The sequence below is a fragment of the Collimonas sp. OK412 genome, assembly GCF_900112135.1.
GTDB classification, from domain to species: domain Bacteria; phylum Pseudomonadota; class Gammaproteobacteria; order Burkholderiales; family Burkholderiaceae_D; genus Collimonas; species Collimonas rhizosphaerae.
The window spans coordinates 123,740-148,362 of record NZ_FOLC01000006.1 but is presented as its reverse complement, the minus strand read 5'-3'; the positions used below and the strand labels follow the sequence as shown (position 1 = coordinate 148,362).

Here is a 24,623-nt window from a genome sequence, read left to right as displayed (position 1 = left end):
AATGAAAGAATCAGGAATACGCATCAGAGTCGAGTCCGATCTGCGAGAACAATTCTTGCTTGCCTGCAAGCAAGAAGACCTCACTGCCGCTCAAGTTATCAGAGGATTTATGCGGATGTACGTTCAAAAAAAACTTCTACAGTCGCAGCAAGACCTGTTTGACTTAAAAACTTCATCTGAGCAGAAAATATGAATTTCCCCGCAATAAAACTTCCTCTTGTGAACACATATTTGGAAACACTGAATGGTCAATCGCTCCCAAAAAAATATAGTGGTTTGAATTTTGTATCTGTCTTCTGCGGAGGTGGGGGGTTGGATCTAGGCTTTAGCTTAGCTGGTATAAAGCCAGTGTTTTCTTCGGATGTTATCCCATCCTTTTGCGCCACCGTTGCAAAAAACCTGCCTAAGCATGTTGTAGAACCACACGATATTAATCTCCTGTCCGGCAACTATGTGCTGGATAAAGTACGTGCGCCCGTTGATATTGTAATTGGCGGCCCTCCTTGCCAGGCATTCAGTATTTTGGGAGATCGAAAGTCGCGAGATGATCCCCGAGGTCAGTTAGCTTTTGAGTACGTTAGGTTTATTAAGGAAATCGGCCCTAAAGCCTTTTTGTTTGAAAATGTTCCCGGTTTGCTAACTGTGAACAAAGGAAAAGATTGGGAGCAGCTTTTAGAGTTTTTCGCAGCAGAAACCGGCTACAAAATTAGATGGACAAAATTGAATTCTGTTAGATATGGGGTCCCGCAAATCAGACAGCGAGTAATTGTTGTTGGCTTCCGCGACGAAGTAAATTTCAGATGGCCAGCGCCAAGATATGCGGAATCTCAGGATCAAAGTGAATTAGGGATGATTCCACCATTGCCGGCATGGATGGCACTAGAAGATGTCGAAAATCTTCCAAATCACGTTCTTCGGGAACATGGTGAAAGAGTGATCGAGAGATACAGTACGATTCTTCCCGGCGGAAGAGATCGAAAAGATCATACGGACCGAGTTCATCCTGACAGGCCATCCGGTACTGTTCTCGTTGGTTCTGGAGCCGGCGGTGGACGACCATTTATACATCCATTTGAACATCGTCATATTACCGTTCGTGAAGCGGCCAGGCTGCAATCGTTTCCCGATTGGTGGGAATTTTCTGGTGGACCGACATCTGCTTATCGACAAGTTGGTAATGCCGTTCCTCCTTTAATGGCAAAAGCCATCGCGTCAGAAATTCGACTGGCTCTGGGGAAATAATGGCAGCACTACCTTACGACGGTTATTCGTGGTCTTTTACCCAACATGCGGCAGGCCTTCCAGAAGAAACACTACGTGGTTTTCTGGAGTCCGCTGCACAACAGGAGGGTAAAAATGGTGGGTACGCGGCCCTCATAACTGCCTCTATGATTGATAAGGATTTGTTGACGCCAAACAAGAGAGATGGGACCGATGACGCATGGCGGGACTATCAACAGATATTGGCAGAGCTGGGATTAATTTACTCAACAACAGTTAATAAAACACTAACATTAACACCTATTGCACATGCTTTTTTAAGCGGCGATCTCAAATATTCTCAAGTTATGGGAATGCAAGCGCTTAGATATCAATATCCAAATGGGCAAAAATCCACTGTTTCTTCACGCGTAAGAAACAATCTTACGATTGAAAAGCAATTCAATGCTCCAGATACATTGATTGAGTTTCAATCGGATATTGGGGTATTAATCAAGCCGGGCCTATTTGTATTACAGGTTCTACTTGGTCTAATTGAAGCAGGTAGCGATAACTATTTAGATATTGCAGAATGCCAAGCATATCTTCTTCCATATGCCCTCAATTCAAAGTGGGAGATGGCCGTCAGCGATATTTTGAATCAGCGCTCAACTGGCGTTGAATGTCGTCATATAAATCGACACGCCAGAAGAAATCTTCAAGATTGGTTTAGTTTCTTGCAACGCTCGGATATTTTCGTCAAGACATCTACTACAGGGCTGTCACTTAGCGAAATCGCGGTTTGGAATAGCACTATGCTGCGAAAATTTTGTGATGAACAGCAGGAGCCTATCAATTATTGGCAGCCAATTTCTTATGACTTAAATGCACGTCGTGAATGGTTCGATTGGTTTGGAAAAATTGACCCAAAAGTAAAACAGATCACTTCATCTTTACTACCTGAGCTTAATAGACTTGAAGTATCGGACATTTCGCCAATTACAGCACAAATTTCAAATTCTGGTATAGAACAGGAGCACGAAGATCCTAGCCTGTTAATTATTCAACCTTTCGATCCTGAAAAAATTAGAGTAAACACCATACCTGCACAAGTTAGCCTGGTGATCAGACGAATCGAAGAAAAAGAGATTGATCTAGCACCCGAATTTCAGCGTCGGGCAAGAGTTTGGGATCAGGGTCGGAAGAGTAGATTAATAGAATCTCTACTGTTGAAAATTCCTCTACCCGTCTTTTATGTTGCAGCAGACTCAAAAGACAACTGGTCTGTGGTAGATGGACTACAACGCCTCACCACAATCTTAGATTTTGTAAAGAATGAATTCAAACTTGAGGGTTTAGAATATTTAACCCAACTAAATAATTTGAATTATGGATCCCTTCCACGCGCCTTTCAGAGAAGAATAGAAGAAACATCTCTTGTGGTCAATTTGATACAAGATGGCACGCCTGAAGAAGTTATGATTAATATCTTTAAGCGCATCAATACGGGGGGGGTATCACTCACACCTCAGGAAATACGTAATGCGCTTAATAAGGGACCAGCTAGGAATTTTTTGCGAGATCTCGCAAAATCAGACGCATTTCTCCTCGCTACGGCTAGTTCTATTAATGACGACCGTATGGAAGCGCAAGAATGTATTCTTCGCTTTTTTGCGTTCTTTCTGCACCCTTGGCAAAATTATCTTGTCAGTAATCCTGGCTTAGAATTGTTTCTCAATCAAACGATGCGATTGTTGAACAGCCTTTCCGAAAATCAATTAAAAAATAGCGGTGATATTTTTATTAATGCGATGGATACAGCTTATAAAATATTTGGCTCCGATACATTTCGAAAACGTTATGCTGAAAATGATCGTAGAAAAATGGTGAATAAAGCACTATTCGAAGCGTGGGGTGTAAACATCGCTTTATGCACGCAAAAGGATTTGCTTATTCAGCGCAAGGAATTTCTCCGTAGAGACTTTATCTCGCTTATGAATGATCCTGATTTTGATGCCTCAGTCTCATCATCAACAGGTGCACCAAAGAGAGTTGAAAAACGATTTTCTGCAATTGCAAATCTTATAGAACAAATCACACAATGATTTCGCACATCTCACTCAAAAATTTTAAATGCTTCAGATCCCTTGAGCTGCCATTGAGAGGCCTTACTTTACTGGCAGGCCTAAATGGCATGGGCAAAAGCAGCGTTATACAAAGCCTACTGCTACTACGACAATCATGGCAATCTGGTGATCTGTACAATGGACGTTTGGATCTCGGTGGTGCGCTGACAGACCTTGGAACGGGAAATGACATTCTTTTTGAGGGGGCTGAGAAGGATTCAATTGAAATAGGTATTGTTTTTGAGAGGGAAAATTCAGAATTCGACAATATCCGTATTGATTTTGAGTTTATGTATAACAAAGAAGGTAATCAGCTTGCCACTTTGACTGGGCGTGGACTTGAGAAAAATATCAACGACCAGGTATTACAGGCGGTGAAAAATTCACTCCCTCCTTTCGGTGGACGATTCCATTATATTTTTGCTGAAAGATTCGGCCCCAGAAAAATGTTACCTTTGTCTGAATCTCATATCCGAGAATTCAATATCGGGATTCGCGGCGAATACGTCTTTCATATGCTCATCGAGCACGGGAAAGGAATAGTTCTATCCGCAGATGATCCCAGAATTTCTTCTTCGTCCTCGACTCCAGCTGGTTTGGCATTAATTGACCAAGTTGATGCTTGGTTGCAAGAAATCAGTCCTGGTAGTCATCTCGCAATCGAAGCCATACGAAACGCTGACTCTGCCGTCGGCGGCTTTTTCTTTGACAGGCCGGGTGACGTTGCGACACGAGCATTCCGCACTACCAATGTAGGTTTTGGGCTGAGTTATGTTCTGCCCGTGATTGTCGCTCTTTTGGCCGCTCCCAAAGGTGCATTGGTACTACTCGAAAATCCAGAAGCTCATATGCATCCAATGGGGCAAACCCGACTCGGGCAATTAGCCGCGCGTGCGGCGGCAGCAGGTGTTCAAGTAATCATCGAGACTCACAGTGACCACGTAATGGACGGTGTCCGTATTGATGTTCGAAGCGAAATATTAGATGCTCAAAATGCAGCTTTCCATTTCTTTGAGAGAAAAGGCGCGGAGGCCCATGTAGTAAGTCCGATGATCGATGCTGATGGTCGCTTGGATAGCTGGCCAAACGGCTTTTTTGATCAACACAATGAAAATTTAGCTCATCTTTTGGCGCCGAAATCATAAATCAAAATGCGCGAACTAATATTCAATGAGGCATCTACAAGACCGGACAGTACACAGCTCAGTGAGTTGCAACCGATTTTAGTAAATTTGGCAGAAGGGATTGCCATACTAATAAAAAAAGGTTACACCGACAAAATTCTTCGTATGCAAAATGAGAGCAGTGAAATTGCCGTTGCCAAAAATTGTTCATTATTTCAAGCAATCATGAGTCTTCGAGCTACAGCTGCTTATCGCGATGCTTATAGTTTTTGGCTAGGGCTTACGCAAATTACACCTCTGCTTTCCGAATTATCAAGTGAAGTATTAGCTCGATTTTATGGATGCGAAGTGGATGCAACAGATGGATATAGCAATGAAGCTTTAGTTTTGTGTGCACATCATTTGGCCGTTGCTATTTCAATACCAACAACACAAATTTGGGATGCACATTATATTGAGGTTCATTTTGTCGAGCTTTTACAAAACGAGAATGTAGTCCCCGTAAAAGAAATAATAGACAATGTTTCTCGTAGCAAACATGCAAATCTAATTCTTGAAAAGTATCAAAATCAGGAACTCAAAAATCTAACGCCCGAAACATTCTGGCGAACTAAAGAAGTTGTATATCCTCTTTTAAAATTTGGACTAGATGTCGAGGAAAATATCGCAACGCAAGGTGGCCATGGATTTGAAACCATAGTAATGCGTCTTGCCGAATTAAATGAATCTGCCGCTGACTGGAAAAAATTGGGAGGTCCAGCGCCTCCGTGGAGGTCCGTCGTAACACCGGAAAGCACCACTGTAATGAATAATGCAAAACTGAGGTCCTACCGTAATTTCCGCGATGCAGAAGGAAACAGCCGCTTATATGAATGGCACGCGCGTTTTGGAGGCGGTCGAATCCATCTACGGTTTGATGGTGCTGAGAGGAATGTTGAAATTGGTTATATAGGCAAGCATCTTCCCTTATAAAAGGCGATTTGCTCATTAAGCCCCCACTGACTCGACAACAAATGCGTCGCCAAATAAAAGGCCCCTCCGATGGAGGGGCCTCTCTGATTTTTCACAGCATCCGACAAATCAGACGTCGATATTCCCCGCCTGCAGCGCATTCAATTCAATAAACGCCCGCCGAGGCTCAACATCATCCCCCATCAATGTCATAAAGATCTGATCCGCAGCAATAGCATCCTCAATCTGCACCTTCAACAACCGGCGCACAGTCGGATCCATCGTGGTTTCCCACAGCTGCGAAGGATTCATCTCGCCCAGACCTTTATAGCGCTGCTTACTGACGCCGCGTTCGGCTTCGTCGCGCAGCCAGGCCATGGCTTGGTGGAAATCGATGATGGCTGATTCTTTTACCTTTTCGCCGGCGCCGCGGCGGATCAGGGCGCCTGGGCCGATCAGGCCCTTGAAGGTTTCTGCGGCGTTGACCAGCACCGTGTAGTCCGGGCTGGCGACGAAGTCGCTGTCGATGGCGCTGACCTTGATGTTGCCGTGGTAGCGGCGCTGGATGCGCAGGGCGTGCTTGTCGGAGAGTTCGTCGGATTTGACGATGACTTGCACCGATGGCTCGTTGATCGACGCTTGCAGGGCCTGGGCCGAGGCTTGGGCGTCGGCCAGGGTGTCCAGCTTGAGGGTGACGCCGGTCATGATGGAGGTGAGGGCGGCGCCGTCTACCGCGCGCGTCAGGCGCGTGATGATGGCGTTGGCCATGTTGTACTGGCGCACCAGCTCGGCCAGGGCCGGGCCGCTGATCGGCTGCGCGCCTTCGCTTGGGATCAGGGCGGCGTCGTTGAGGGCGACCTGCATCATGTAGGAGACTTCTTCGGCGTCGTCCTTGAGGTAGCGCTCGTCCTTGCCGTGCTTGACCTTGTACAGCGGCGGCTGGGCGATGTAGATGTGGCCGCGCTCTACCAGTTGCGGCATCTGGCGGTAGAACAGGGTCAGCAGCAGGGTGCGGATGTGGGCGCCGTCGACGTCCGCATCGGTCATGATGATGATGCGGTGGTAGCGCAGCTTGTCGGCGTTGAATTCGTCGGCGCCGATGCTGGTGCCGAGGGTGGCGATCAGGGTGGTGATCTGTTCCGACGACAGCATCTTTTCAAAACGGGCTTTTTCGACGTTGAGCACTTTACCGCGCAACGGCAGGATGGCCTGGAATTTACGGTCGCGGCCCTGCTTGGCGGAACCGCCGGCGGAGTCACCCTCGACGATGTAGAGTTCGCACAGCGCCGGGTCTTTTTCCTGGCAGTCGGCCAGTTTCGATGAGAGGCCGAGGCCGTCCATCACGCCTTTGCGGCGCGTCAGTTCGCGCGCCTTGCGGGCGGCGTCGCGGGCGCGGGCGGCTTCGACGATCTTGCCGCAGATGATCTTGGCGTCGTTCGGGCGTTCTTGCAGGTAGTCGTTCAGTGTTTTTGCGACGATTTCTTCTACCGGCAGGCGCACTTCGCTGGAGACCAGCTTGTCTTTGGTTTGCGAGCTGAATTTCGGCTCGGGCACTTTCACGGACAGCACGCAGGTCAGGCCTTCGCGCATGTCGTCGCCGCTGGTTTCTACCTTGGCTTTCTTGGCGAAGTCATGTTCTTCGATGTATTTGTTCAGGATGCGCGTCATCGCCGCGCGCAGGCCGGTGAGGTGGGTGCCGCCGTCGCGTTGCGGGATGTTGTTGGTGAAGCAGAGCACTTGTTCGTTGTAGGCGTCGTTCCATTGCATGGAGACGTCGACGCTGACGCCGTCTTTTTCGCCGGTGGCCTGGAAAATCGTCGGGTGCAGGACGCTCTTGGCTTTGTTGATGTATTCGACGAAACCGCGGGTGCCGCCTTCGAACGCGAAATTTTCTTCCTTGCCGGTGCGCTGGTCGGTCAGCTTGATGTGCACGCCGTTGTTGAGGAAGGACAGTTCGCGGATGCGCTTGGCCAGGATTTCGTAGTGGAATTCGACGTGGGTGAAGATTTCTTCGTCGGCCCAGAAGTGCACTTCGGTGCCGCGCTTGTCGGTGTCGCCGATGACTTTGATCGGGGAGACCAGCACGCCTTCCTGCATTTCGGTTTCGCGGTTTTGCGGCACGCCGCGCACGAACTCCATGTAATGCACTTTGCCGTCGCGGCGGATGGTCAGCTTGAGCAGCTTGGACAGGCCGTTAACGCAAGAGACGCCCACACCATGCAGGCCGCCGGATACTTTATACGAGTTCTGGTCGAACTTGCCGCCGGCGTGCAGCTCGGTCATGACGATTTCGGCTGCGCTGCGTTTCGGGTCGTGCTTGTCGTCGAACTTGATGCCGGTGGGCACGCCGCGGCCGTTGTCGGTGATCGAGATCGAGTTGTCGGAATGGATGGTGACGTGGATTTCGGTGCAGTGGCCGGCCAGCGATTCGTCGATGGAGTTGTCCAGCACTTCGAACACCAGGTGGTGCAGGCCGGTGCCGTCAGAGGTGTCGCCGATGTACATCCCGGGGCGTTTGCGTACCGCTTCCAGGCCTTCGAGAATTTGGATCGAGGACGCTCCGTATGCATTGGGTTGCGGCTGATTGGTGTTGTCTTGAGGGGCTGATGACATGGCTACCTTCTGAAAAACTTACTTCGGAACTGCTTATATTGGGGCTGAGTGCTATTTTTACAAGTAAACAGGGCGGAACAGCTCGATGCTTTCCGCCCTGTTTTTTATGCAGACTAGATCCGCATTGGCATGACGACGTATTTGAAGTCAGCATTTTCCGGCACGGTGATCAGTGCCGAGGAATTGGCGTCGCCGAGGGCGATGTTGATGTTGTCGCCCTTGAGGTTGTTGAGGACGTCGAGCAGGTAGGTGACGTTGAAGCCGATGTCGACGCTGTCGCCGCCGTAGTCGATTTCGAGTTCTTCGATGGCTTCTTCCTGGTCAGCGTTGGTGGAGCTGATTTTCAGGCTGCCTGGCGTGACTACCCAGCGCACGCCCTTGAACTTGTCGCTGGTCATGATGGCGGCGCGTTGCAGGGAGCGCAGCAGCTGGTCGCGGCTGATGGTGAAGTCGTTCTTGTAGCCCTTCGGCACCACGCGGGTGTAGTCGGGGAACTTGCCTTCGACCAGCTTGGAGATCAGTTCGATATCGGCGAACGACAGCTTGACCTGGTTGTTGGCGATTTCGAGCTGGACCGGTTCGTCGGTTTCTTCCAGCAGGCGCTGCAGTTCGATGATGGTCTTGCGCGGGATGATGACTTCCTGGCGCGCGAACTCTTGCTCGGTGGCGACCTGGCAAAACGCCAGGCGGTGGCCGTCGGTGGCCACGGCGATCACGTTCTTGCCGTCGAGGACCAGCAGCAGGCCGTTCAGGTAGTAACGGATATCCTGTTGCGCCATCGAGAAGTGCACCATGTTGAACAGGTGCTTCAGCGTCTTTTGCGGCAGGGTGACGGTGGCGTTGTAATGGTCCGCCTGGGCTACCGTCGGGAACTCTTCGGCGGCCAGGGTTTGCAGGGCGAAACGCGATTTGCCGGACTGCACGGTCATGCGCTTGTTGCTGAGGGTGAGCGAGACTTCGCCGGTGTCGGGCAGGGCGCGCAGGATGTCGAGCAGCTTGCGTGCCGCAACGGTCGTCGCCGCGGTTTCGCCGCCGCTGCCGACGTTGGCGTTGGTGGTGATTTGCACTTCGATGTCAGTCGACAGGAAAGAGACCTTTTCGCCTTCTTTGCGAATGAGGATATTGGCCAGAATCGGCAATGTGTGCCGACGCTCGACAATACCGCTCACGATCTGCAGTGGCCGGAGAAGGGTATCTCGGTTGGTTTTGACCAATTGCATAGCTATATCCTTGTTATTTAAAAATCAAATATTGCTGCCAGCTCGATGGCGCGTTTGAATACTTCCAAGCAGTCTGTAAATGTAACTTAAATCGACCCTCTACGGACCCATCCGGCGCTTAAATCTGCCTCGCTTTCCGGCTTTTTTGCGATTGTTAGTTAATAAACCGGCAAGCTGCCGCGTTTCGCTCAATCGACAAAAAAACCACAGTAGCCGCCCAGTTTCAAACTTGCCTTATCCAAACTTATCCACAGGGCCGCAGGCAACGTGCACAATCGCCCGACATATCAACATCAGCCCTTCAGGGTCTGTTCCAGCACGTGCAATTCGTGGTTGCATTCCGGGTTCTTGGTGCGGTCGCCGGCGATTTTGCGGACTGCGTGCAACACCGTGGTGTGGTCGCGGCCGCCGAACAGTTCGCCGATTTCCGGCAAGCTTTTCTGGGTTAACTCTTTGGCAAGGTACATCGCAATCTGGCGCGGACGGGCGATATTGGCCGGCCGCTTTTTCGAGTACATGTCGGCAACTTTGATGTTGAAAAAGTCGGCTACGGTCTTCTGGATGTTCTCGACGGAGATCTGGCGGTTCTGTACCGACAGCAGGTCCTTCAATGCATCTTTGACCACATCGATGCTGATGTCTTTGCCATGGAAACGGGAGTAAGCAAGAATCTTGCGCAGTGCGCCTTCCAGCTCGCGGACGTTGGAACGTAGATGTTTGGCAACAAAAAACGCGACGTCGTCGGAGAAGGTGACGCCTTCTGATGCCGCTTTTTTAAGCAGGATAGCTACCCGCATTTCCAGTTCCGGCGGCTCGATGGCGACCGTCAGACCCGAGTCGAAACGCGAAATCAGGCGGTCATCCATGCCGGTGATTTCTTTCGGGTAGGTGTCGCTGGTGATGATGATTTGTTTCTTTGCTGCAATCAACGCTTCGAAGGCGTAGAAGAATTCTTCCTGGGTGCGGCTCTTGCCGCCGAAGAACTGGATATCGTCGATCAGCAGCAGATCGAGCGAATGGTAGTAGCGCTTGAAGTCGTCGAAACCCTTGCGTTGGTAAGCAGTCACTACGTCGCGAACGTATTGTTCTGCGTGGATGTAGCGGATCTTGGAGTTCGGATTATCGGCCAGCAGCTGGTTGCCGATGGCGTGGATCAGGTGGGTCTTGCCGAGGCCGACGCCGCCGTACAGGAACAGCGGGTTGTAGGAAACGCCAGGATTATTGGCGACCTGGATCGCTGCCGCGCGCGCCAGCTGGTTGGCTTTACCTGTGACGAAACTGTCGAAACTGAGGGCGGTGTTGATGCGCGACTGGTCGCGCCTGGCGCTGACGGCGCTGTTCTCGGTCTGCACTTCCGGCAGGCGGTCGAAGTTGCTGTTGCCATAACTGCCGCCGCCGGCGGAGGACGCCTGCGCGCCGGCCTGCTCGTTATTGCCGCCATGGCTATGAATAGCTACCGGCATGCTGGAACTGGAAGGGGCCGGGGCCGACTTGCGCGGATCGAGCACGAACACCACTTCGATCGGCGCCTCCCAATATTGGTGCGCCAGGGTCGTGATGCGGCTGGCGAACTGCGTTTTTACCCAGTCCAGCTTAAAGCGATTCGGCGCAGCGATGCGCAATCGTCCGTCCTCGTAATCGAGTGGCGTCAGCGGTTTTATCCACGCGCTAAATTGTTGAGGCGTCAATTCCTGCTCCAACTGGGTAGAGCAGCTCTGCCAGAAATTTTCCATGAATCGTTCTAAGTGAAGGTGTGCGGGGTGAGGTTCTTTACGCCCTGGCTGGGGGGGGTGCCGGACTTAGGTAATCGGCTGCAAAAATAGCTGACCGGTCCATATTTCACCGTGCTCTCGGTCAATAGCCCCGCTATTGACACTTCGACCACGGCAAAATCTGGCCTCGCCCAGCTATTTTTTCGCTTCGATTACCTAAATCCGACACCCCCCGCTGTTCTTATTGCACGCTGGGTTCAGTAATGGATTCCGTACTACTGAGCAATGCATAACTGGCGGGCGTGCCACACATAAGCCGCTATTCTACCCTTGCCGGCGCAAGTTATCCACAGGCACGGCCAATTATTCCGGTTGCCGGGCGCAAAAAGACCTTGTGGAAAAGCGCCCTAAGTGATTGACAAACAAGCAGAAAATGCGTTCTAATTCAAGGTTCACTGTCCGCTGAATTGCCAGTTTGTGCGTTGACTGTCCCTTGTACTTGTTTGTATTTGCCCCGGTTTCGTCCTCCGACGCCTTGGCAGCCTGGTCCAGATCGAATCGCGAAAGGGTAGAAACCCAGCGCTCTGAGTGTGAAGATCCGATTTATTTTTGCTGATTAGCGAGACCAACATGAAACGTACTTACCAACCTTCCGTCGTGCGCCGTAAGCGTACTCACGGCTTCCGCGCCCGTATGGCAACCCGCGGTGGCCGCGCTGTGCTCAATGCACGTCGCGCCAAAGGCCGCAAGCGTCTGGCAGCTTAATCCAGCCGGACGCAGCAGCGTTGCTTGCGTGACAGATCAACTCGGCGACCGTTCCCAGAACAGCGTCCAGGACTTTTCACGTGACCGGCGCATCGTTAAAACGGATGAGTTTTCATCCGTTTTTCGTTTGCGCCCTGTGTATAGAACGGCGCACTTCGTCTTGTACACCCGCCTTAATGCGCTGCCGCATGCCCGTCTGGGCGTGGTGGCGGCAAAACGGCTGGCGCCGCGTGCTGTTACGCGTAACACGGTCAAACGCGTTACGCGCGAGCTGTTTCGTCTGACGCCATTGCCGCCAATCGACTGCGTTGTGCGTTTATCGAAACCGGTAAACACCAAGGCGGGCCCGGCCACGACTGCGCGCCTGAAGCGAGAGCTGCATGGCGAACTGAAGCAGCTGTTCGCGTCGCAACGGGCTGACAAGTCGTAAGTTCGCGTAATCGCGTAAGTTTCGGCTTATTTGTATCCGCGGCTTGTATTGTTCCAGCCTGGCCACACATAGCCGGGGCCGGAAGAAGAAGGGAAAAAAGCTGTCATGAAAATGCCTCTACTGTTCCTGTTGCGCCTCTATAAACTGGGCATCAGCCCGTTTCTGGGACAGAATTGCCGTTTTTATCCCAGCTGCTCCGATTACGCAGCCGAAGCTATCCGCACGCATGGCGCCCTGAAGGGCAGCATGCTGGCCGGACGCCGCCTGTGCAAATGCCATCCCTGGCATGAAGGCGGACTCGATCCGGTGCCGCCGCAACAGCCATCCACATCTCCATCTGCAACCAAACCCGCATCGGCTAACCGATCGTGTGGTTGCGGCCATTCCTGAATCATAGATAAATACTCTTATGGATATCAAACGTACCGTCCTGTGGGTTGTATTTTCGGTCTCGCTGCTGTTCCTCTGGGACCAGTGGCAGCGCCATAACGGCCAGCCGTCGCTGTTCTTCCCGAGCGCCAACCCGACTGTTCCTGCCGCTGCCACCGGTCCTGCCGGCGCTGCCGCATCGGCTAGCGCCAGCACCGCCGTGCCGCAAGCTTCGGCTATCGCCGGCGCGCCCGCCGCATCGGCCAGCGCGGTGCCTGCCACCGCCGCTGACGCCAAGGGCGAAGTCATCACCATCACCACCGATGTGGTCAAGGCTGACATCGATACCGTCGGCGGTGAACTGAAGCGCCTGGAACTGCTGAAGCACAAGGACACGGTCGACCCGACCAAGAACCTGGTGCTGTTCGACTCCAGCGCTACCCGCACCTACCTGGCTGAAACCGGCCTGATCGGCGGTCCGTTCCCTAACCACAAGTCGCCGTTCACGGCCTTGCCTGGCGTCCGTACGCTGGACAACGGCAACCAGGTGCAACTGGTGCTGGAATCGACCGAAGGCGGCGTCAAGCTGACCAAGACCTACACCTTCAAGCGCGGCGACTATTCGATCGACGTCAAGCACACAGTGACCAACGACAGCGGCGCGCCAGTCTCGCCTTCGCTGTACCTGCAGCTGGTGCGCGACGGCAATGCGCCTGAAGGCGAACAACGTTTCGTGCACACCTTCACCGGCGCTTCTGTCTATACCGAAGCGAGCAAGTTCCAGAAATTCCCGTTCGACAAAATCGAAGGCGGCAAGGCTGAGCACGCTACCAAGGCGGACGACGGCTGGTTTGCAGTGATCCAGCATTACTTTGTCTCGGCGTTCATCCCGCAAGACAAGGCGCCGCGCGAAATCTTCACCAAGAAGATCGCCACTAACCTGTACGCAGTCGGCAATATCCTGCCGCTGGGCACGATTGCTCCCGGCGCCAGCGTGACCATGGATGCGCGCCTGTATTCGGGTCCGGAAGTGCAGGCTGACCTGGAAGCGATTACGCCTGGCCTGGAACTGGTCAAGGACTACGGCTGGCTGACCATCATCGCCAAGCCGATTTTCTGGCTGATGACGCAGATCCACAAAGTGCTCGGCAACTGGGGCTGGACCATCATCGCCCTGACCGTGCTGATCAAGCTGGCGTTCTTCCCGCTGTCGGCAGCGAGCTATCGCAGCATGGCCAAGATGAAGCTGGTGACGCCGAAGATGACGTCGATCCGCGAGCGCTTCAAATCCGAGCCGCAGAAGATGAACCAGGCCATGATGGAGCTGTACAAGACCGAGAAGATCAACCCGCTCGGCGGCTGCCTGCCGATCGTGGTGCAGATCCCGGTGTTCATCTCGCTGTACTGGGTGCTGCTGGCCAGCGTGGAAATCCGCAATGCGCCATGGCTGGGCTGGATCCATGACCTGGCCGCACCGGATCCGTTCTACATCCTGCCGGTGGTGATGGCGATTTCGATGTTCATCCAGACCAAGCTGAACCCGACGCCGCCTGATCCGATGCAAGCCAAGGTGATGATGTTCATGCCGCTGATTTTCTCGGTGATGTTCTTCTTCTTCCCGTCCGGCCTGGTGCTGTACTGGGTCACCAACAACGTGCTGTCGATTGCGCAGCAATGGGTGATTACCCGCAAGATGGGCGCAGGTCCGGCCAAGGCTTAATATCGCCGTTGAGCGAGTGTCGTAAAAAAGCCCGTGAATGTTCGATTCACGGGCTTTTTTGTGGCCGGCTGCTTGCCGATGTTTCTATTATCAAACAACCCTCGTAGAATAATTCCATGTCTTTCGATTCTTCCCCCATCGCCGCGATCGCCACCGCACCAGGACGCGGCGGCATCGGCGTAGTCCGCATTTCCGGCAAACAGCTGGGCCCGCTGATCGAAGCCGTTTGCGGCATCCCGGAAAACAAGCTGGCGCCGCGCCACGCTACCTATCTGCCATTCAAGAATGCCGACGGCAGCGTCATCGACCAGGGCCTGGCGATCTATTTCAAGGCCCCGTATTCGTATACCGGCGAAGACGTGCTGGAGCTGCAGGGACACGGCGGGCCGGTGGTGCTGCAGATGCTGCTGAGCCGCTGCCTGGCGGCCGGCCAGGATATCGGCCTGCGCATGGCGGAGCCGGGTGAATTCACGCAGCGCGCGTTCCTCAACGACAAGCTGGACCTGGCGCAGGCGGAAGCGGTGGCGGACCTGATCGAGGCGTCTACCGAGGCGGCCGCCAAATCGGCTTCGGAATCGCTGTCGGGCGCGTTTTCCAAGGTGATCCATGCGCTGGTGGAGCAGGTCACGAACCTGCGCATGCTGGTTGAAGCTACCCTGGATTTCCCGGAAGAGGAAATCGACTTCCTGGAAAAATCCGATGCGCGCGGCCAGCTGGCGACTATCCGCAGCACCTTGGACAATGTGTTCAGCCAGGCCGCACAGGGCGCCTTGCTGCGCGACGGTTTGAACATCGTGCTGGCGGGGCAGCCGAATGTCGGCAAGTCGTCGTTGCTGAACGTGCTGGCCGGGTCCGATGTCGCCATCGTCACGCCGATCGCCGGCACCACCCGCGATAAGGTTACCGAAACGATCCAGCTGGAAGGCATCCCGCTCAACATCATCGACACCGCCGGCATCCGCGAGGCGGAAGACGCCAACGACGAAGTGGAGCGGATCGGCATCGAACGCACCTGGGCCGCGGTGGCGAACGCCGACGTGATCCTGCACATGCTGGACGCCAACCACGGCCCGTCGCTGGCCGATGAAAAAATCGTCGCGCGTTTTCCGAACAGCGCGCCGATCATCCGCATCTGGAACAAGATCGACCAGTCCGGCCACAAACCCGCGGTCGATGTAATGAACGACGCTACCCATATCTACCTGTCGGCCACCGACCATCTCGGCATCGACCTGCTGCGCGCGGAACTGCTGCGCATCGCCGGCTGGCAGCAAACCGGCGAATCACGCTACCTGGCGCGCGAGCGTCACCTGATTGCGCTGAAGGCGGCGCGCGACCACCTGGAGATCGCCGACCAGCACGCCTCGCTCGACAACCGGGTCAACGACCAGTCGCTGGATCTGTTTGCGGAGGAATTGCGGCTGGCGCAGGACAGGCTGAGCAGCATTACGGGGGCGTTTACGCCGGATGATTTGCTGGGGGTGATCTTTTCCAGGTTCTGCATCGGGAAATAAGCAGCGATGTCTTTCGGCAACATTGTAGAATGCACACAATGATTTGCCGTACCGTCTAATTCGAGGAGAGAGAAAAGATGAAAACAGTCGCTGCATTGGTACTTCTTTTTGCTGTTTTGGCCTGTTCAAAGGAAGAAGAGCCGAAAGCCGTTGTCGCTACGCCCGAGGCGGGAGCCCCGGCTTCTGCTACTACTGTTGACAGCAAGGATATTCAGGCGGCAAGAAAGGCTGCCATGGAGGCGCTCAACGCTGCCAGCGCGCCCGCTAAACCCTGATGGCGGATATCTTAGCGCTGTCTCGCTTCAGTATTGGAGCAGCCCGTAATCCAAGCCGTCGATTAAAAGCCTCGCACCTTCACCGGTTCGGGGCTTTTTTTACACCCGCACGCTTCCTTGGTCCGGGGATGCAGTTTTATATCGTGCTTCGGCCCAGATTCAGCGCTGATTTCGCATCAATCGCGTTTTTCAATGCAGTTACATGATGATCGCCATAGGCGCTGCGCGATCTGGTCATCAGTATCTGGGACAGGTACGCAATCCGTTCATTCAGCACCGATTCCAGGACCTCGATGTCCTTCTGCGACAGGCTGACGCTGTGGCTTTCATGCACTGTAGACATATCGCCCTCCCCATGGAAATTCCATAGTAGCAAGGAAATATTTCAGTTTCGCTACGAATCTGGCGTTTTTCCCCGAATGTTCACTCGAATCCTCTGGGCAATTTCCTTATGTCATCTTTCCAAAAAATCACAATCGCTTTCAAACGGATACAAAAAAATCAGAGGAATTACGTCCCTTGGCCCCATGTAATGCCGTGTTAAGCCAATGGCGGGTTTGTGCAGGCCGCATGCGTGATCTTCGCCAGATTATTTTTCTACCTTGCTATAGGAGCAATACTCATGAGCCCGCAAGAAATCCAATCGCTGCAAGATTTTCTGAATCAACTCATCCAGGTGCGCGGCATTGCCAAGGATCCGCAAGCCGATGCCTTGATTGCCGGCGCCGTTGCGCAGCAACCGGACGCTGCTTACCTGCTGGTGCAGCGTGCGCTGTTGATGGAGCAAGCACTTACCACTGCCAAGACGCAGATTGCATCGCTGCAGAGCCAGGTCCAGGCAACGCAAGCTGCGCCGTCGCGCAGCTTTTTCGATCCCAATGCGTGGGGCAATACTTCGGCTACGGCGCCGCGCCCGGCAGCGCCTCCGATGATGGCGAGCATGCCGGCGGCAATGCCTGCCCCGCCCATGCAAAGCCAGGCGCCGGCGGCGTCACCGGGATTTTTTAGCGGCGGTATCGGCAGCACGCTCGGCACGGTTGCGGCTACCGCTGCCGGGGTCGCAGGCGGTGCATTCCTGTTCCAGGGTATCGAACACTTGATGCATCCCGGCAGCAGCAGCGGCACCGCGGGATTCATGAACCAGTCCGGCATGGCGCCGTCAACCACATCAACCGAGAACACCACCGTCAACAATTATTACGATGGCGATACGGCAAAGGATGACAGCACGAGCGCGGACGACACGCTTGCCGACGACATGAGCGGCGATGACGACTCGTCAATCATCTAGCTTTCCCTCACGATTCTTTGCCGGGAATAAATTAATGAAAAAAGGGTATTGAAAACCTGCAGGGCAACACAATATTGAATTGGTCTCCTCCAACTCTCCCTAAGTTTTGGATTTAGCCCGCTGCCGCAAGGCAGGCGGGCTTTTTTTTATCCGGGGGATGGGAAACGGCAAATGAAAAGAGTACATTGCCAGTAAAACCTGCCTGACAAAGGGACGTATGAAACAGCTCTCAACCCTTCATCGCTACAATCCCCTCTATGCGGGCCTGCTATGCATAGTCGTACTGTTTGCCCTGGTAAAGGGCCTGGCAGTGGGGATTGCCTATATCATCGGCGCCGCTCTCAAGCTTGGCGTGGTGGGGATAGGCGCCCTGCTTATCCTGAAAGTACTGCTGGTGGCAGGCTGGCTCGCCCATAGGAAGAATGGCCGAACCAGGACCTGATACGGCTGCTAGTAACGATTAGGGTTGTCATCTCTGCGGCGGTCGCCGTCTCTGTCGTTGTGGTGATCATGCCAGTCGCCGCGATCTCCTCTGTAACCGCCATCTCTCTCCCCATACGGCGCAACTACGCAACCGCTGAGCAGCACTGCCAAACCCAACAAGATAGCAAGATGTTTCATGACAGGCCTCAGGTCATTGACGATACCTGTTTCGATGCCGAAACCTGCTTATCGTTCACTGGTTCACTTGAATTGGTCTGGCCGTTCGGTCAAGCTCTCGCGCCAATCGCCAGAATAAGCGAAGGTTGGCGCGTGAACTTCCTGCGCGTACCAGAAATGCGCCTTGACTTTGTGTGTTGGCTCCATGAACCAATGGGCATGGCCGCTTGAGTCCATTGCCCACCATCGTGCACCTTTCGGCGCATGCTTCCAGTCTATCTCACCGTACATGCTTGCCTCTTGAAATTCAGCTACATAATCCATGGCTTCAAGCGGCTGTTCTTGCCGCTTTCATTACGAATGACCCATGCATTTAAATAGGATAAAAATTTTGACAGGCATATCGGAAGGCAGGTTCCGTCATTTGCACAATGCCGTCGCGCGACAGCCGCTGCCGGCGCTGGACCACTGGATCGGATTGCCGGGAGTCGGTGTCAGCACGTAGGTGTCGGAGGCAAGAATGCCGTCTTTTTCCTGTGGGACAACTGTGACGACGCCGTTCTTGGTGCTGACCGCGGCAACGCGGTTGCCGGCATTTGCGGTCAGGTCGGCAGGAATTCCATTGCTGCCGCCGTCGCAGCCTGCCGCGGCGTTCAAATGTTGCATGCAGGCCTCGACAGCAGATTTAGCCGTGGCGCTTGCCGCAATCACTTCAGCGAATTTTTCTTTCTTCAGGTGGTTTTGATAGGCGGGTATGGCAACCGCCGCCAGGATGCCGAAGATCGCTATGGTCAGCATCAACTCAATCAGCGTAAAACCCTGGCCGGTCCTGGCATGCAGATGGTGTGATATTTTCATTTTTGCACTCCCGGATTCAGTGAAGCTTCCGGTTAGAGCGCGAAAAGGTGTTTTTGTTCTTACTGCTTATGCAAGATGGGTTGCCTTGGAACAGCTAACGATCCGCGGAGAGGTACTTCCGCGGACTCAGCCAAGCGGACTGGCTTTCCGATAAACCGTCACCGGCCTGGCTTGGGCATCGCCTATCAGCCGCAACGCCCAGTCCTGATGCTGCAGGGAGGCGTCCAGATGCAAGGGAATCTGCTCGGTCAATTGCGCCCATATCTGGCTTTGCTCGGGAATGCTCAAGGTTTGATCGCCGTCAAAGCGAATCAGCAGCAGCAAACTGTCGCCGACAAACTGGTCAGCACGGACCGCCACGATTTCATCGATTTGCGTCCATCGCACTTCTTGCCTGGCATCGGCGGTTTCAGCCAGCAAGCCTTGTTCTGTCAGGCTAAGCCTGGGAGCAAGCCGGCGCGAGGGCAGGCGGTTGATCAGCCAGGCCTGGAGGCGTTCGATCAGCATAAGGCAAATTCCTATTTATCCGTTTTCCAGTAGAACTCCGATAACATCCACGCCTGGTGCACCGCCTCCTTGCTCACATCGTGGCCGACCCAGGCGCCCAGCAGGCCGCCGACGATGCCGCCGACCAGCACCGCACCGCCTTCGGTGATTTCACCGACCACCGGAATCAGCAAGGTCGGCGAAGCCCAGGTGCCGGCCCAGGCCGCGCCGGCCGCTGCGCCGCCGAGCATGCCGTAGCGGCCGCCCATGAAACCGCCGGCAACGCCGCCTATTTCTTCGGTAGCAACGCGCGCCCGTTCATGCTGGTCAGCCTTTTCGATGACGACGCCGACCACTACCACTTCCAGCACGATGCCGGCCGGCCCCGCCGTGCGGCCGATGATCGCCAGCCGGTTGGTAAACGCGCGGGTCTTGCCGACGCTGTTGAGCACCGCTTCGATGCTGCCTTTTTTCTTGAGCAGCTGTTCCAGGGTGGGAAGGTCTTTTTCCGGCTTCAGCACTTCGGAATAAAAGCGGCCGAATGGCGTCAGCGGCTTGCGCATTTCGATCACCAGCCGGTTGCGCTGTACTTCGATCAGTTCCCTGGCTTCTTCCGCGGTCACGTTGCCGCGCTGCAAAAGCTGGTTGGCCTGCTGCTGGATCAGCTTGTTGGCCTTGTCGTAGACTGCGCGCCAATAACTGTCCCAAGCCAGGTTGGCGCCGACCGGGACCGGAATATTGACCAGCTCGGAAGCGGTGACGGCCTGGCTGTAGGTGATGCCTTGGCCAGGCGCCGGCCGGCGGGCAATGTCGGGCGCCATGCCGGCGCCGAGCAGGCCCGGCTGCGGCCCGAGACCAAGCGGGTCTTCTGCGGTGCAAGGATAGAACGCTTTGTTTCCCATTGTTTCAGCTCCCGTCGACCGCGTAAGCATAGCCGCTGAACAGCAGTTGCGCCAAGTTTGACTTGTCTTCCGGCAAGGAATTATTGCACTTTATCTGCAAAAAACCCTTTTACTTCAACAACTTACAGGCGTTTTAAAAAGCCCCTAAAGTTTACGCTAGGATAATGTTTCAGCACGTCAATACCAGCAACCACCGAGTCCAGCGCCGCTAAACCGAAAGCGACAAGGAGTGCATCGTGTCAGAGTCCAACCTGGTTAATCTGCAGAATCAACGCATTATCGTATGGCACGGCCCGACCCAGGGATCGCAAGAACTCTTGCTGCGCAGTTTTGGCGGAGTCGAAACGCTGTCCCAGCTGTTCGAGTTCGATTGCGACTTGCTCTCGAACGACCCCGGCATCGAACTGAAGCAGATGATCGGCAAGAAGGTGGCGCTGGAAATCGCCATGTCGGACGGCGATCCGCGCTACCTTAACGGCCTGGTGACGGCTTTTGCCCATACCGGCTCGGACGGCGGCTACGCCATGTACCGGGCAGTGCTGCGGCCCTGGCTGTGGGTGCTGGGAAAACGCTACGATTCGACCATTTTCCAGGACAAGGGGCCGGAAGACATCACCCGTGCGGTGTTTGCCAAGTTCGGCACCTTGCCGGATTTTGAATTCCGGCTGCGCCATGCCCCGCCAAAACCGTATAGCTATTATGTGCAGTACCGCGAATCGGACCTCAATTTTCTCTCGCGCATGTGGGACGAGCTGGGCTGGACCCGCTATTTCGAGTACACCAAGGATTCGCACAAGCTGGTCATTACCGACGACAGCACGCAGCTGCCGGAACTGAAGGCGCAGCCGCAGATCCGCTTCCACAATACGCAGGCGATCCAAAGCAAGGATTCCATCGTCAGCTGGGCCGCGACCCGGGAACTGCAATCCGGCAAGGTCACGCTGAAAAGCGGCAACTATAAATCGCCGGGCGCGCCGATGATGACGGAAATGGATACCGTGGCGCAGCAGGGTGAAGTCGAGCGCTACGAGATTTTCGACTACCTGGGGCAATACGGTTTCGCCAACGCCGACGAGGCCGACCAGATCGCCAAGCGCCGCCTGGAGCGTATCGAAGCCCAGGGCAAGGTCTTCAACGGCAAGAGCAATTGCCGCGCGCTGGCGGTGGCCAACAGTTTTGAACTGGTCGGCCATTACGACCACGATGCCGGTTCAGCGGAAGACCGGCAATTCCTGGTGACCTCGATCAAGCATGCCGGCAGCAATAACTACGCTAGCGAAGAAGGCGGCGGCGAATACTGGAACAGCTTCACCTGCATCCGCAAGAAAATCCCGCACCGACCGTCGCACAGCGCTTCGATGCCGATGATCCCGGGGCCGCAGACCGCGGTAGTGGTGGGTCCGTCCGGCGAGGAAATCTATGTCGACGCCATGGGCCGGGTGAAAGTGCAGTTCAAATGGTTCCGCGACGGCGAATCGAACGAAAAGAGTTCTTGCTGGGTGCGCGTTTCGCAGCTCTGGGCCAGCGGCGGTTTCGGTTTCATCCAGCACCCGCGCATAGGCGACGAAGTGATCGTGGCGTTCATGGACGGCTCGCCCAACCGGCCGATCATCGTCGGCCGGGTATACAACGGCGAGAACCTGCCGCCCTGGGACCTGCCGGCCAACAAGACCCAGAGCGGCATCCTGACCCGCTCCTCCAAGGGTGCGACGGCGGCCAACGCGAATGCCTTCCGCTTCGAGGACAAGAAGGGCGCGGAGGAAGTCTGGCTGCATGCCGAAAAAGACCAGCGCATCGAGGTCGAGCACGACGAATCGCACTGGGTGGGCAATGACCGCAGCAAGAACATCGACCACGATGAAACCACGCATGTAAAGCACGACCGGACCGAGACGGTCGACAACAACGAAACGATCACCATCGGCGTCAACCGCACGGAAAAGGTCGGCGCCAACGAAACCCTCGATGTCGGCGGCAACCGCACCGAACACATCACCGGCAACCATACGGAAACCATCAATGGCATGGAAAACGTCGTCATTGCGCTGACCGCCACCGAGAGCGTGGGGCTGGCCAAGGCCCTGACGGTGGGGGCGGGCTACGCGGTGACGGTCGCCGGCGCGATGAATACGGCGGTGGGGCTGGCGCAATTTGAAGAAGTAGGGCTTAACAAGAGCGTCATGGTCGGCAAGAAATTCTCGATCAATGCGGGCAACGAATTCGCCATCCATGTCGGCAAGTCTAGCCTGGTGATGAAATCGAACGGCAGCATAGTGATCAACGGCGCCAAACTGGAAATTTCCGGCAGCGGGCCGGTCAAGATCAACGGCAAAGACGTGGACATCAATTAAGCCGGGCCGCCCCATGGAATTCCGCAACCTGACCTCGTTTCCGGCGCTGGCCTTTGAAGGCATAGACCAGCACGGCCAGTCTTTCCATGTGGCCGTGCTGCGCCAGACGCTGACATTTTCTTCCGGCCGGCTGGAGTACGCCGGCACGCAAGCGCCGCTTTGCGAGGTCGATACTTTCTTTGGCGAGATGAACCGCAGCAGCCTGCGACAGGAAAGCGACCTGTGCCAGTACAAGCCGAAATGCGACGTCATCGTCAACGCCACCGCACATGCGCCGCAGCATAAGCCGGCCCAGCGCTTCGAGGTGCTGGTGCGGATCAAGCGGGCCGATACGCAGATGGCGCCGCCGGCCGCCGCGCAAGGATTGAATCCCTTCACTTCGCCATCGCAGGCCGAGATGGAAGCGTGGCGCACCGCTACTGCGCACGCGCAACGCACCAGGGTGCCGGGCGCGGTGCTGCTGGAAAAGAAACTGGCTGTTACCGGAGAACGCGTGTTCCGGCAGCGCGCCTGGCCGCTGCGGCTGGCCGCCACGCTGGCCAGGTGGGGCACCCTGGGACTGATCAAAGCCAATCCCTGGCGGCTGACTTCTCCCCAGGCTTTTACCGAGATGCCGTTGCGTCATGAATACGCGTATGGCGGCGAATGCCGCGTCAACGCCGGCGACCGCGGCGCCAAGCGCATCGGCAAACGCATCGGCAAAAAACACCGCCTGACGCCAGCCGAGCTGGCCGGCCACCCGGACCGCGAAGCAGCGCCGGCATTGCAGCCCGTGGCCCACCGCACATGCGAACAGAACCTGGTGGGCCGCGGTTTTGCCGAGCCATGGTTTTTGCGCGCCAGCGGCATGAAATCTGTTCCGGCGCCACGCATCGAACACCCCGATGCGCCGCTATCCGCCAGGCTGTTCTGGCAGTCCCTCAGAGGAAAGTTCACGGACGCCGGCACGCTGCCGCGGCCGTTTGAGCCGGCCGGACTCGGCCTTCGCGCCAAGGCGCATCCGCAGCGCCGGGCATTGCTGGGCACCGTCGATGAGGCATTCATCGGCAGCGACGCCTGGCTGCCGCAGGATTTCGACTTCGCGATCTGGAACTGCGCGCCGCCGGACCAGCAAATCGACTATCTCGCCGGCGACGAGAGGATCGAGCTGGTCAACCTGTGCGCCCCGGACGCGCCCGGGGCCACCATCGACGCGCAAGGCAATACCTGCCTGGAACTGGCCTTGCCCGGCCATGCCTGCACCCTGCTGATGCGGATGGAGGACGGCGCCATGTTCTTGCACCCGATGCACATCGACTCCCTGCTGATCGAACCGGAGCAGGGCGCCGTCAGCCTGGTATGGCGCGCCGTCATCGCCAAGGATGCCGACATCCGCGCTGTCGATTTGCGCCAGCACTGCGAATTCGAGGCGGAATTCATGCAATTGATAGCAGAAGGCGCCCGTAAGCAGAAGTCATTCGGACGCGCCGGCAGCAACGTCGAACGGGAGCTGCAGCATGGGTAAGATAGGCGCGCGCCAAAGCGATATTTTAAAAGCCGTATCCACCGCACCCTCCATCAATAAAACGCCGGTGGGCAGCAGCACTCCGCCTTTGCCTTATCCGACCACGCAAGACCTGTCGAACAGCGCTTCGGTAGCCGATAGCGTCCACTTCAACGGCAAGCCGGCCTATGTGTTGAACATGGCGCAACAACCGAAGTGCAGCGGCGACGATCCGGGTACCGCCAACGGCGTCAAGTCCGGCACCGTCAACGGCTATGTGAAACCGACCGGGGCCGCCAGTCACTTCAAGGCGGAAAGACACTACGTGGTGCGCCAGGGCGACAGCAATGTCATGAACGGCGGCAATAATCCTGGCATCTATATCACCACGCAGATGCCGCATCCGCCTGGCAGCCTGCCGCCGCCCGCCGCGCCGACCCAGAGCAGCCCGCCGGTGCTGCCGGAAACGCCTGCGGAGAGCGCCTTCCTGTCTCGGCAAGGCAACGCCCTGGCGCCGGCGCTCGGCCCCAACATCAATACCGGCAAGGTATTGGCGGTGGCAGCCATTGCCGGCCAGGCTGGCGTGGTGCTGGCGCCGTGTACCGCTTTCATTCCCGGCAAGAAGGGCTAAGC

23 protein-coding genes are annotated in these 24,623 nt (G+C 55.4%); 16 read left to right on the top strand and 7 right to left on the bottom strand.

What is annotated here, in order from left to right:
* Positions 1-189: 189 nt before the first annotated feature.
* The 4 genes from BM062_RS08925 to BM062_RS24990 are packed head-to-tail and all read left to right on the top strand — an operon-like array spanning position 190 to position 5,422.
* Positions 190-1,242, top strand: coding sequence for a DNA cytosine methyltransferase (locus BM062_RS08925; protein ID WP_092395932.1), 1,053 nt, complete (start codon positions 190-192; stop codon positions 1,240-1,242).
* The gene (locus BM062_RS08920) at positions 1,242-3,305 is read left to right on the top strand and encodes a DUF262 domain-containing protein (RefSeq protein WP_092395930.1); all 2,064 of its coding nucleotides are present in this window, start codon (positions 1,242-1,244) and stop codon (positions 3,303-3,305) included. The genes BM062_RS08925 and BM062_RS08920 overlap by 1 nt, the downstream gene beginning before the upstream one ends.
* The gene (locus BM062_RS08915) at positions 3,302-4,471 is read left to right on the top strand and encodes a DUF3696 domain-containing protein (protein ID WP_092395928.1); all 1,170 of its coding nucleotides are present in this window, start codon (positions 3,302-3,304) and stop codon (positions 4,469-4,471) included. The genes BM062_RS08920 and BM062_RS08915 overlap by 4 nt, the downstream gene beginning before the upstream one ends.
* Positions 4,472-4,477: 6 nt before the next feature.
* Positions 4,478-5,422 (top strand): hypothetical protein, encoded by a 945-nt coding sequence (locus BM062_RS24990; protein ID WP_139220014.1) that lies wholly within the window; start codon positions 4,478-4,480, stop codon positions 5,420-5,422.
* A gap of 108 nt (positions 5,423-5,530) precedes the next feature.
* On the opposite strand, the gene gyrB is transcribed toward BM062_RS24990, so the two are convergent.
* From gyrB to dnaA, 3 genes are all read right to left on the bottom strand, one after another.
* Positions 5,531-8,014: a DNA topoisomerase (ATP-hydrolyzing) subunit B gene (gyrB, locus tag BM062_RS08910; protein WP_092395926.1), complete on the bottom strand. Its 2,484-nt coding sequence runs from the start codon at positions 8,012-8,014 to the stop codon at positions 5,531-5,533.
* 113 nt (positions 8,015-8,127) lie between these two features.
* Positions 8,128-9,234 (bottom strand): DNA polymerase III subunit beta, encoded by a 1,107-nt coding sequence (gene dnaN, locus BM062_RS08905; RefSeq protein WP_092395924.1) that lies wholly within the window; start codon positions 9,232-9,234, stop codon positions 8,128-8,130.
* 293 nt (positions 9,235-9,527) lie between these two features.
* The gene (dnaA, locus tag BM062_RS08900) at positions 9,528-10,967 is read right to left on the bottom strand and encodes a chromosomal replication initiator protein DnaA (RefSeq protein WP_092395922.1); all 1,440 of its coding nucleotides are present in this window, start codon (positions 10,965-10,967) and stop codon (positions 9,528-9,530) included.
* Positions 10,968-11,576: 609 nt separating this feature from the next.
* Here dnaA and rpmH point away from each other — a divergent pair.
* The 6 genes from rpmH to BM062_RS08870 all read left to right on the top strand — a co-directional run bounded on the left by rpmH (position 11,577) and on the right by BM062_RS08870 (position 16,019).
* Positions 11,577-11,711 (top strand): 50S ribosomal protein L34, encoded by a 135-nt coding sequence (rpmH, locus tag BM062_RS08895; RefSeq protein ID WP_061535510.1) that lies wholly within the window; start codon positions 11,577-11,579, stop codon positions 11,709-11,711.
* Positions 11,712-11,739: 28 nt separating this feature from the next.
* On the top strand, positions 11,740-12,141 hold the full coding sequence (locus BM062_RS08890) for a ribonuclease P protein component (protein WP_256381567.1): 402 nt from the start codon (positions 11,740-11,742) through the stop codon (positions 12,139-12,141).
* A 105-nt stretch (positions 12,142-12,246) separates the two neighbouring features.
* Positions 12,247-12,531 carry a membrane protein insertion efficiency factor YidD gene (yidD, locus tag BM062_RS08885; RefSeq protein WP_092395918.1) on the top strand — a complete coding sequence of 95 codons (285 nt, stop codon included), beginning with the start codon at positions 12,247-12,249 and terminating at the stop codon, positions 12,529-12,531.
* A 19-nt stretch (positions 12,532-12,550) separates the two neighbouring features.
* Positions 12,551-14,230, top strand: a complete 1,680-nt coding sequence (gene yidC, locus BM062_RS08880) for a membrane protein insertase YidC (protein ID WP_092395916.1) — start codon at positions 12,551-12,553, stop codon at positions 14,228-14,230.
* Positions 14,231-14,346: 116 nt separating this feature from the next.
* Positions 14,347-15,744 (top strand): tRNA uridine-5-carboxymethylaminomethyl(34) synthesis GTPase MnmE, encoded by a 1,398-nt coding sequence (gene mnmE, locus BM062_RS08875; protein WP_092395914.1) that lies wholly within the window; start codon positions 14,347-14,349, stop codon positions 15,742-15,744.
* Positions 15,745-15,821: 77 nt separating this feature from the next.
* Positions 15,822-16,019, top strand: a complete 198-nt coding sequence (locus tag BM062_RS08870; protein ID WP_092395912.1) for a hypothetical protein — start codon at positions 15,822-15,824, stop codon at positions 16,017-16,019.
* 136 nt (positions 16,020-16,155) lie between these two features.
* Here BM062_RS08870 and BM062_RS08865 read toward each other — a convergent pair whose 3' ends face one another.
* Positions 16,156-16,362: a hypothetical protein gene (locus BM062_RS08865; protein ID WP_092395910.1), complete on the bottom strand. Its 207-nt coding sequence runs from the start codon at positions 16,360-16,362 to the stop codon at positions 16,156-16,158.
* 279 nt (positions 16,363-16,641) lie between these two features.
* Here BM062_RS08865 and BM062_RS08860 point away from each other — a divergent pair, with 279 nt between their 5' ends.
* The 3 genes from BM062_RS08860 (at position 16,642) to BM062_RS25530 (ending at position 18,141) form a co-directional block, all read left to right on the top strand.
* The gene (locus tag BM062_RS08860) at positions 16,642-17,310 is read left to right on the top strand and encodes a DUF2076 domain-containing protein (RefSeq protein WP_092395908.1); all 669 of its coding nucleotides are present in this window, start codon (positions 16,642-16,644) and stop codon (positions 17,308-17,310) included.
* 217 nt (positions 17,311-17,527) lie between these two features.
* Positions 17,528-17,752 carry a hypothetical protein gene (locus BM062_RS08855; RefSeq protein ID WP_092395906.1) on the top strand — a complete coding sequence of 75 codons (225 nt, stop codon included), beginning with the start codon at positions 17,528-17,530 and terminating at the stop codon, positions 17,750-17,752.
* A 68-nt stretch (positions 17,753-17,820) separates the two neighbouring features.
* Positions 17,821-18,141 (top strand): hypothetical protein, encoded by a 321-nt coding sequence (locus tag BM062_RS25530; RefSeq protein WP_175500933.1) that lies wholly within the window; start codon positions 17,821-17,823, stop codon positions 18,139-18,141.
* 189 nt (positions 18,142-18,330) lie between these two features.
* On the opposite strand, the gene BM062_RS26170 is transcribed toward BM062_RS25530, so the two are convergent.
* The 3 genes from BM062_RS26170 to BM062_RS08835 all read right to left on the bottom strand — a co-directional run bounded on the left by BM062_RS26170 (position 18,331) and on the right by BM062_RS08835 (position 20,156).
* Positions 18,331-18,768, bottom strand: coding sequence for a pilin (locus tag BM062_RS26170; RefSeq protein ID WP_092395904.1), 438 nt, complete (start codon positions 18,766-18,768; stop codon positions 18,331-18,333).
* A gap of 126 nt (positions 18,769-18,894) precedes the next feature.
* Complete coding sequence (locus tag BM062_RS08840; RefSeq protein WP_092395902.1) at positions 18,895-19,275, bottom strand: hypothetical protein; 381 nt, start codon at positions 19,273-19,275, stop codon at positions 18,895-18,897.
* A gap of 11 nt (positions 19,276-19,286) precedes the next feature.
* The gene (locus tag BM062_RS08835; protein ID WP_092395900.1) at positions 19,287-20,156 is read right to left on the bottom strand and encodes a hypothetical protein; all 870 of its coding nucleotides are present in this window, start codon (positions 20,154-20,156) and stop codon (positions 19,287-19,289) included.
* A gap of 236 nt (positions 20,157-20,392) precedes the next feature.
* On the opposite strand from BM062_RS08835, the gene BM062_RS08830 reads away from it, so the two are divergent.
* Genes BM062_RS08830 through BM062_RS08820 form a run of 3 tightly spaced genes read left to right on the top strand, consistent with a single transcriptional unit; the run spans position 20,393 to position 24,621 of the window.
* Positions 20,393-22,507: a type VI secretion system Vgr family protein gene (locus BM062_RS08830; RefSeq protein ID WP_092395898.1), complete on the top strand. Its 2,115-nt coding sequence runs from the start codon at positions 20,393-20,395 to the stop codon at positions 22,505-22,507.
* Positions 22,508-22,520: 13 nt separating this feature from the next.
* Positions 22,521-24,011: a DUF2169 family type VI secretion system accessory protein gene (locus BM062_RS08825; protein ID WP_092395896.1), complete on the top strand. Its 1,491-nt coding sequence runs from the start codon at positions 22,521-22,523 to the stop codon at positions 24,009-24,011.
* Positions 24,004-24,621: a DUF4150 domain-containing protein gene (locus BM062_RS08820; RefSeq protein WP_092395894.1), complete on the top strand. Its 618-nt coding sequence runs from the start codon at positions 24,004-24,006 to the stop codon at positions 24,619-24,621. Before BM062_RS08825 ends, BM062_RS08820 begins: the two co-directional genes overlap by 8 nt.
* Positions 24,622-24,623: the final 2 nt, after the last annotated feature.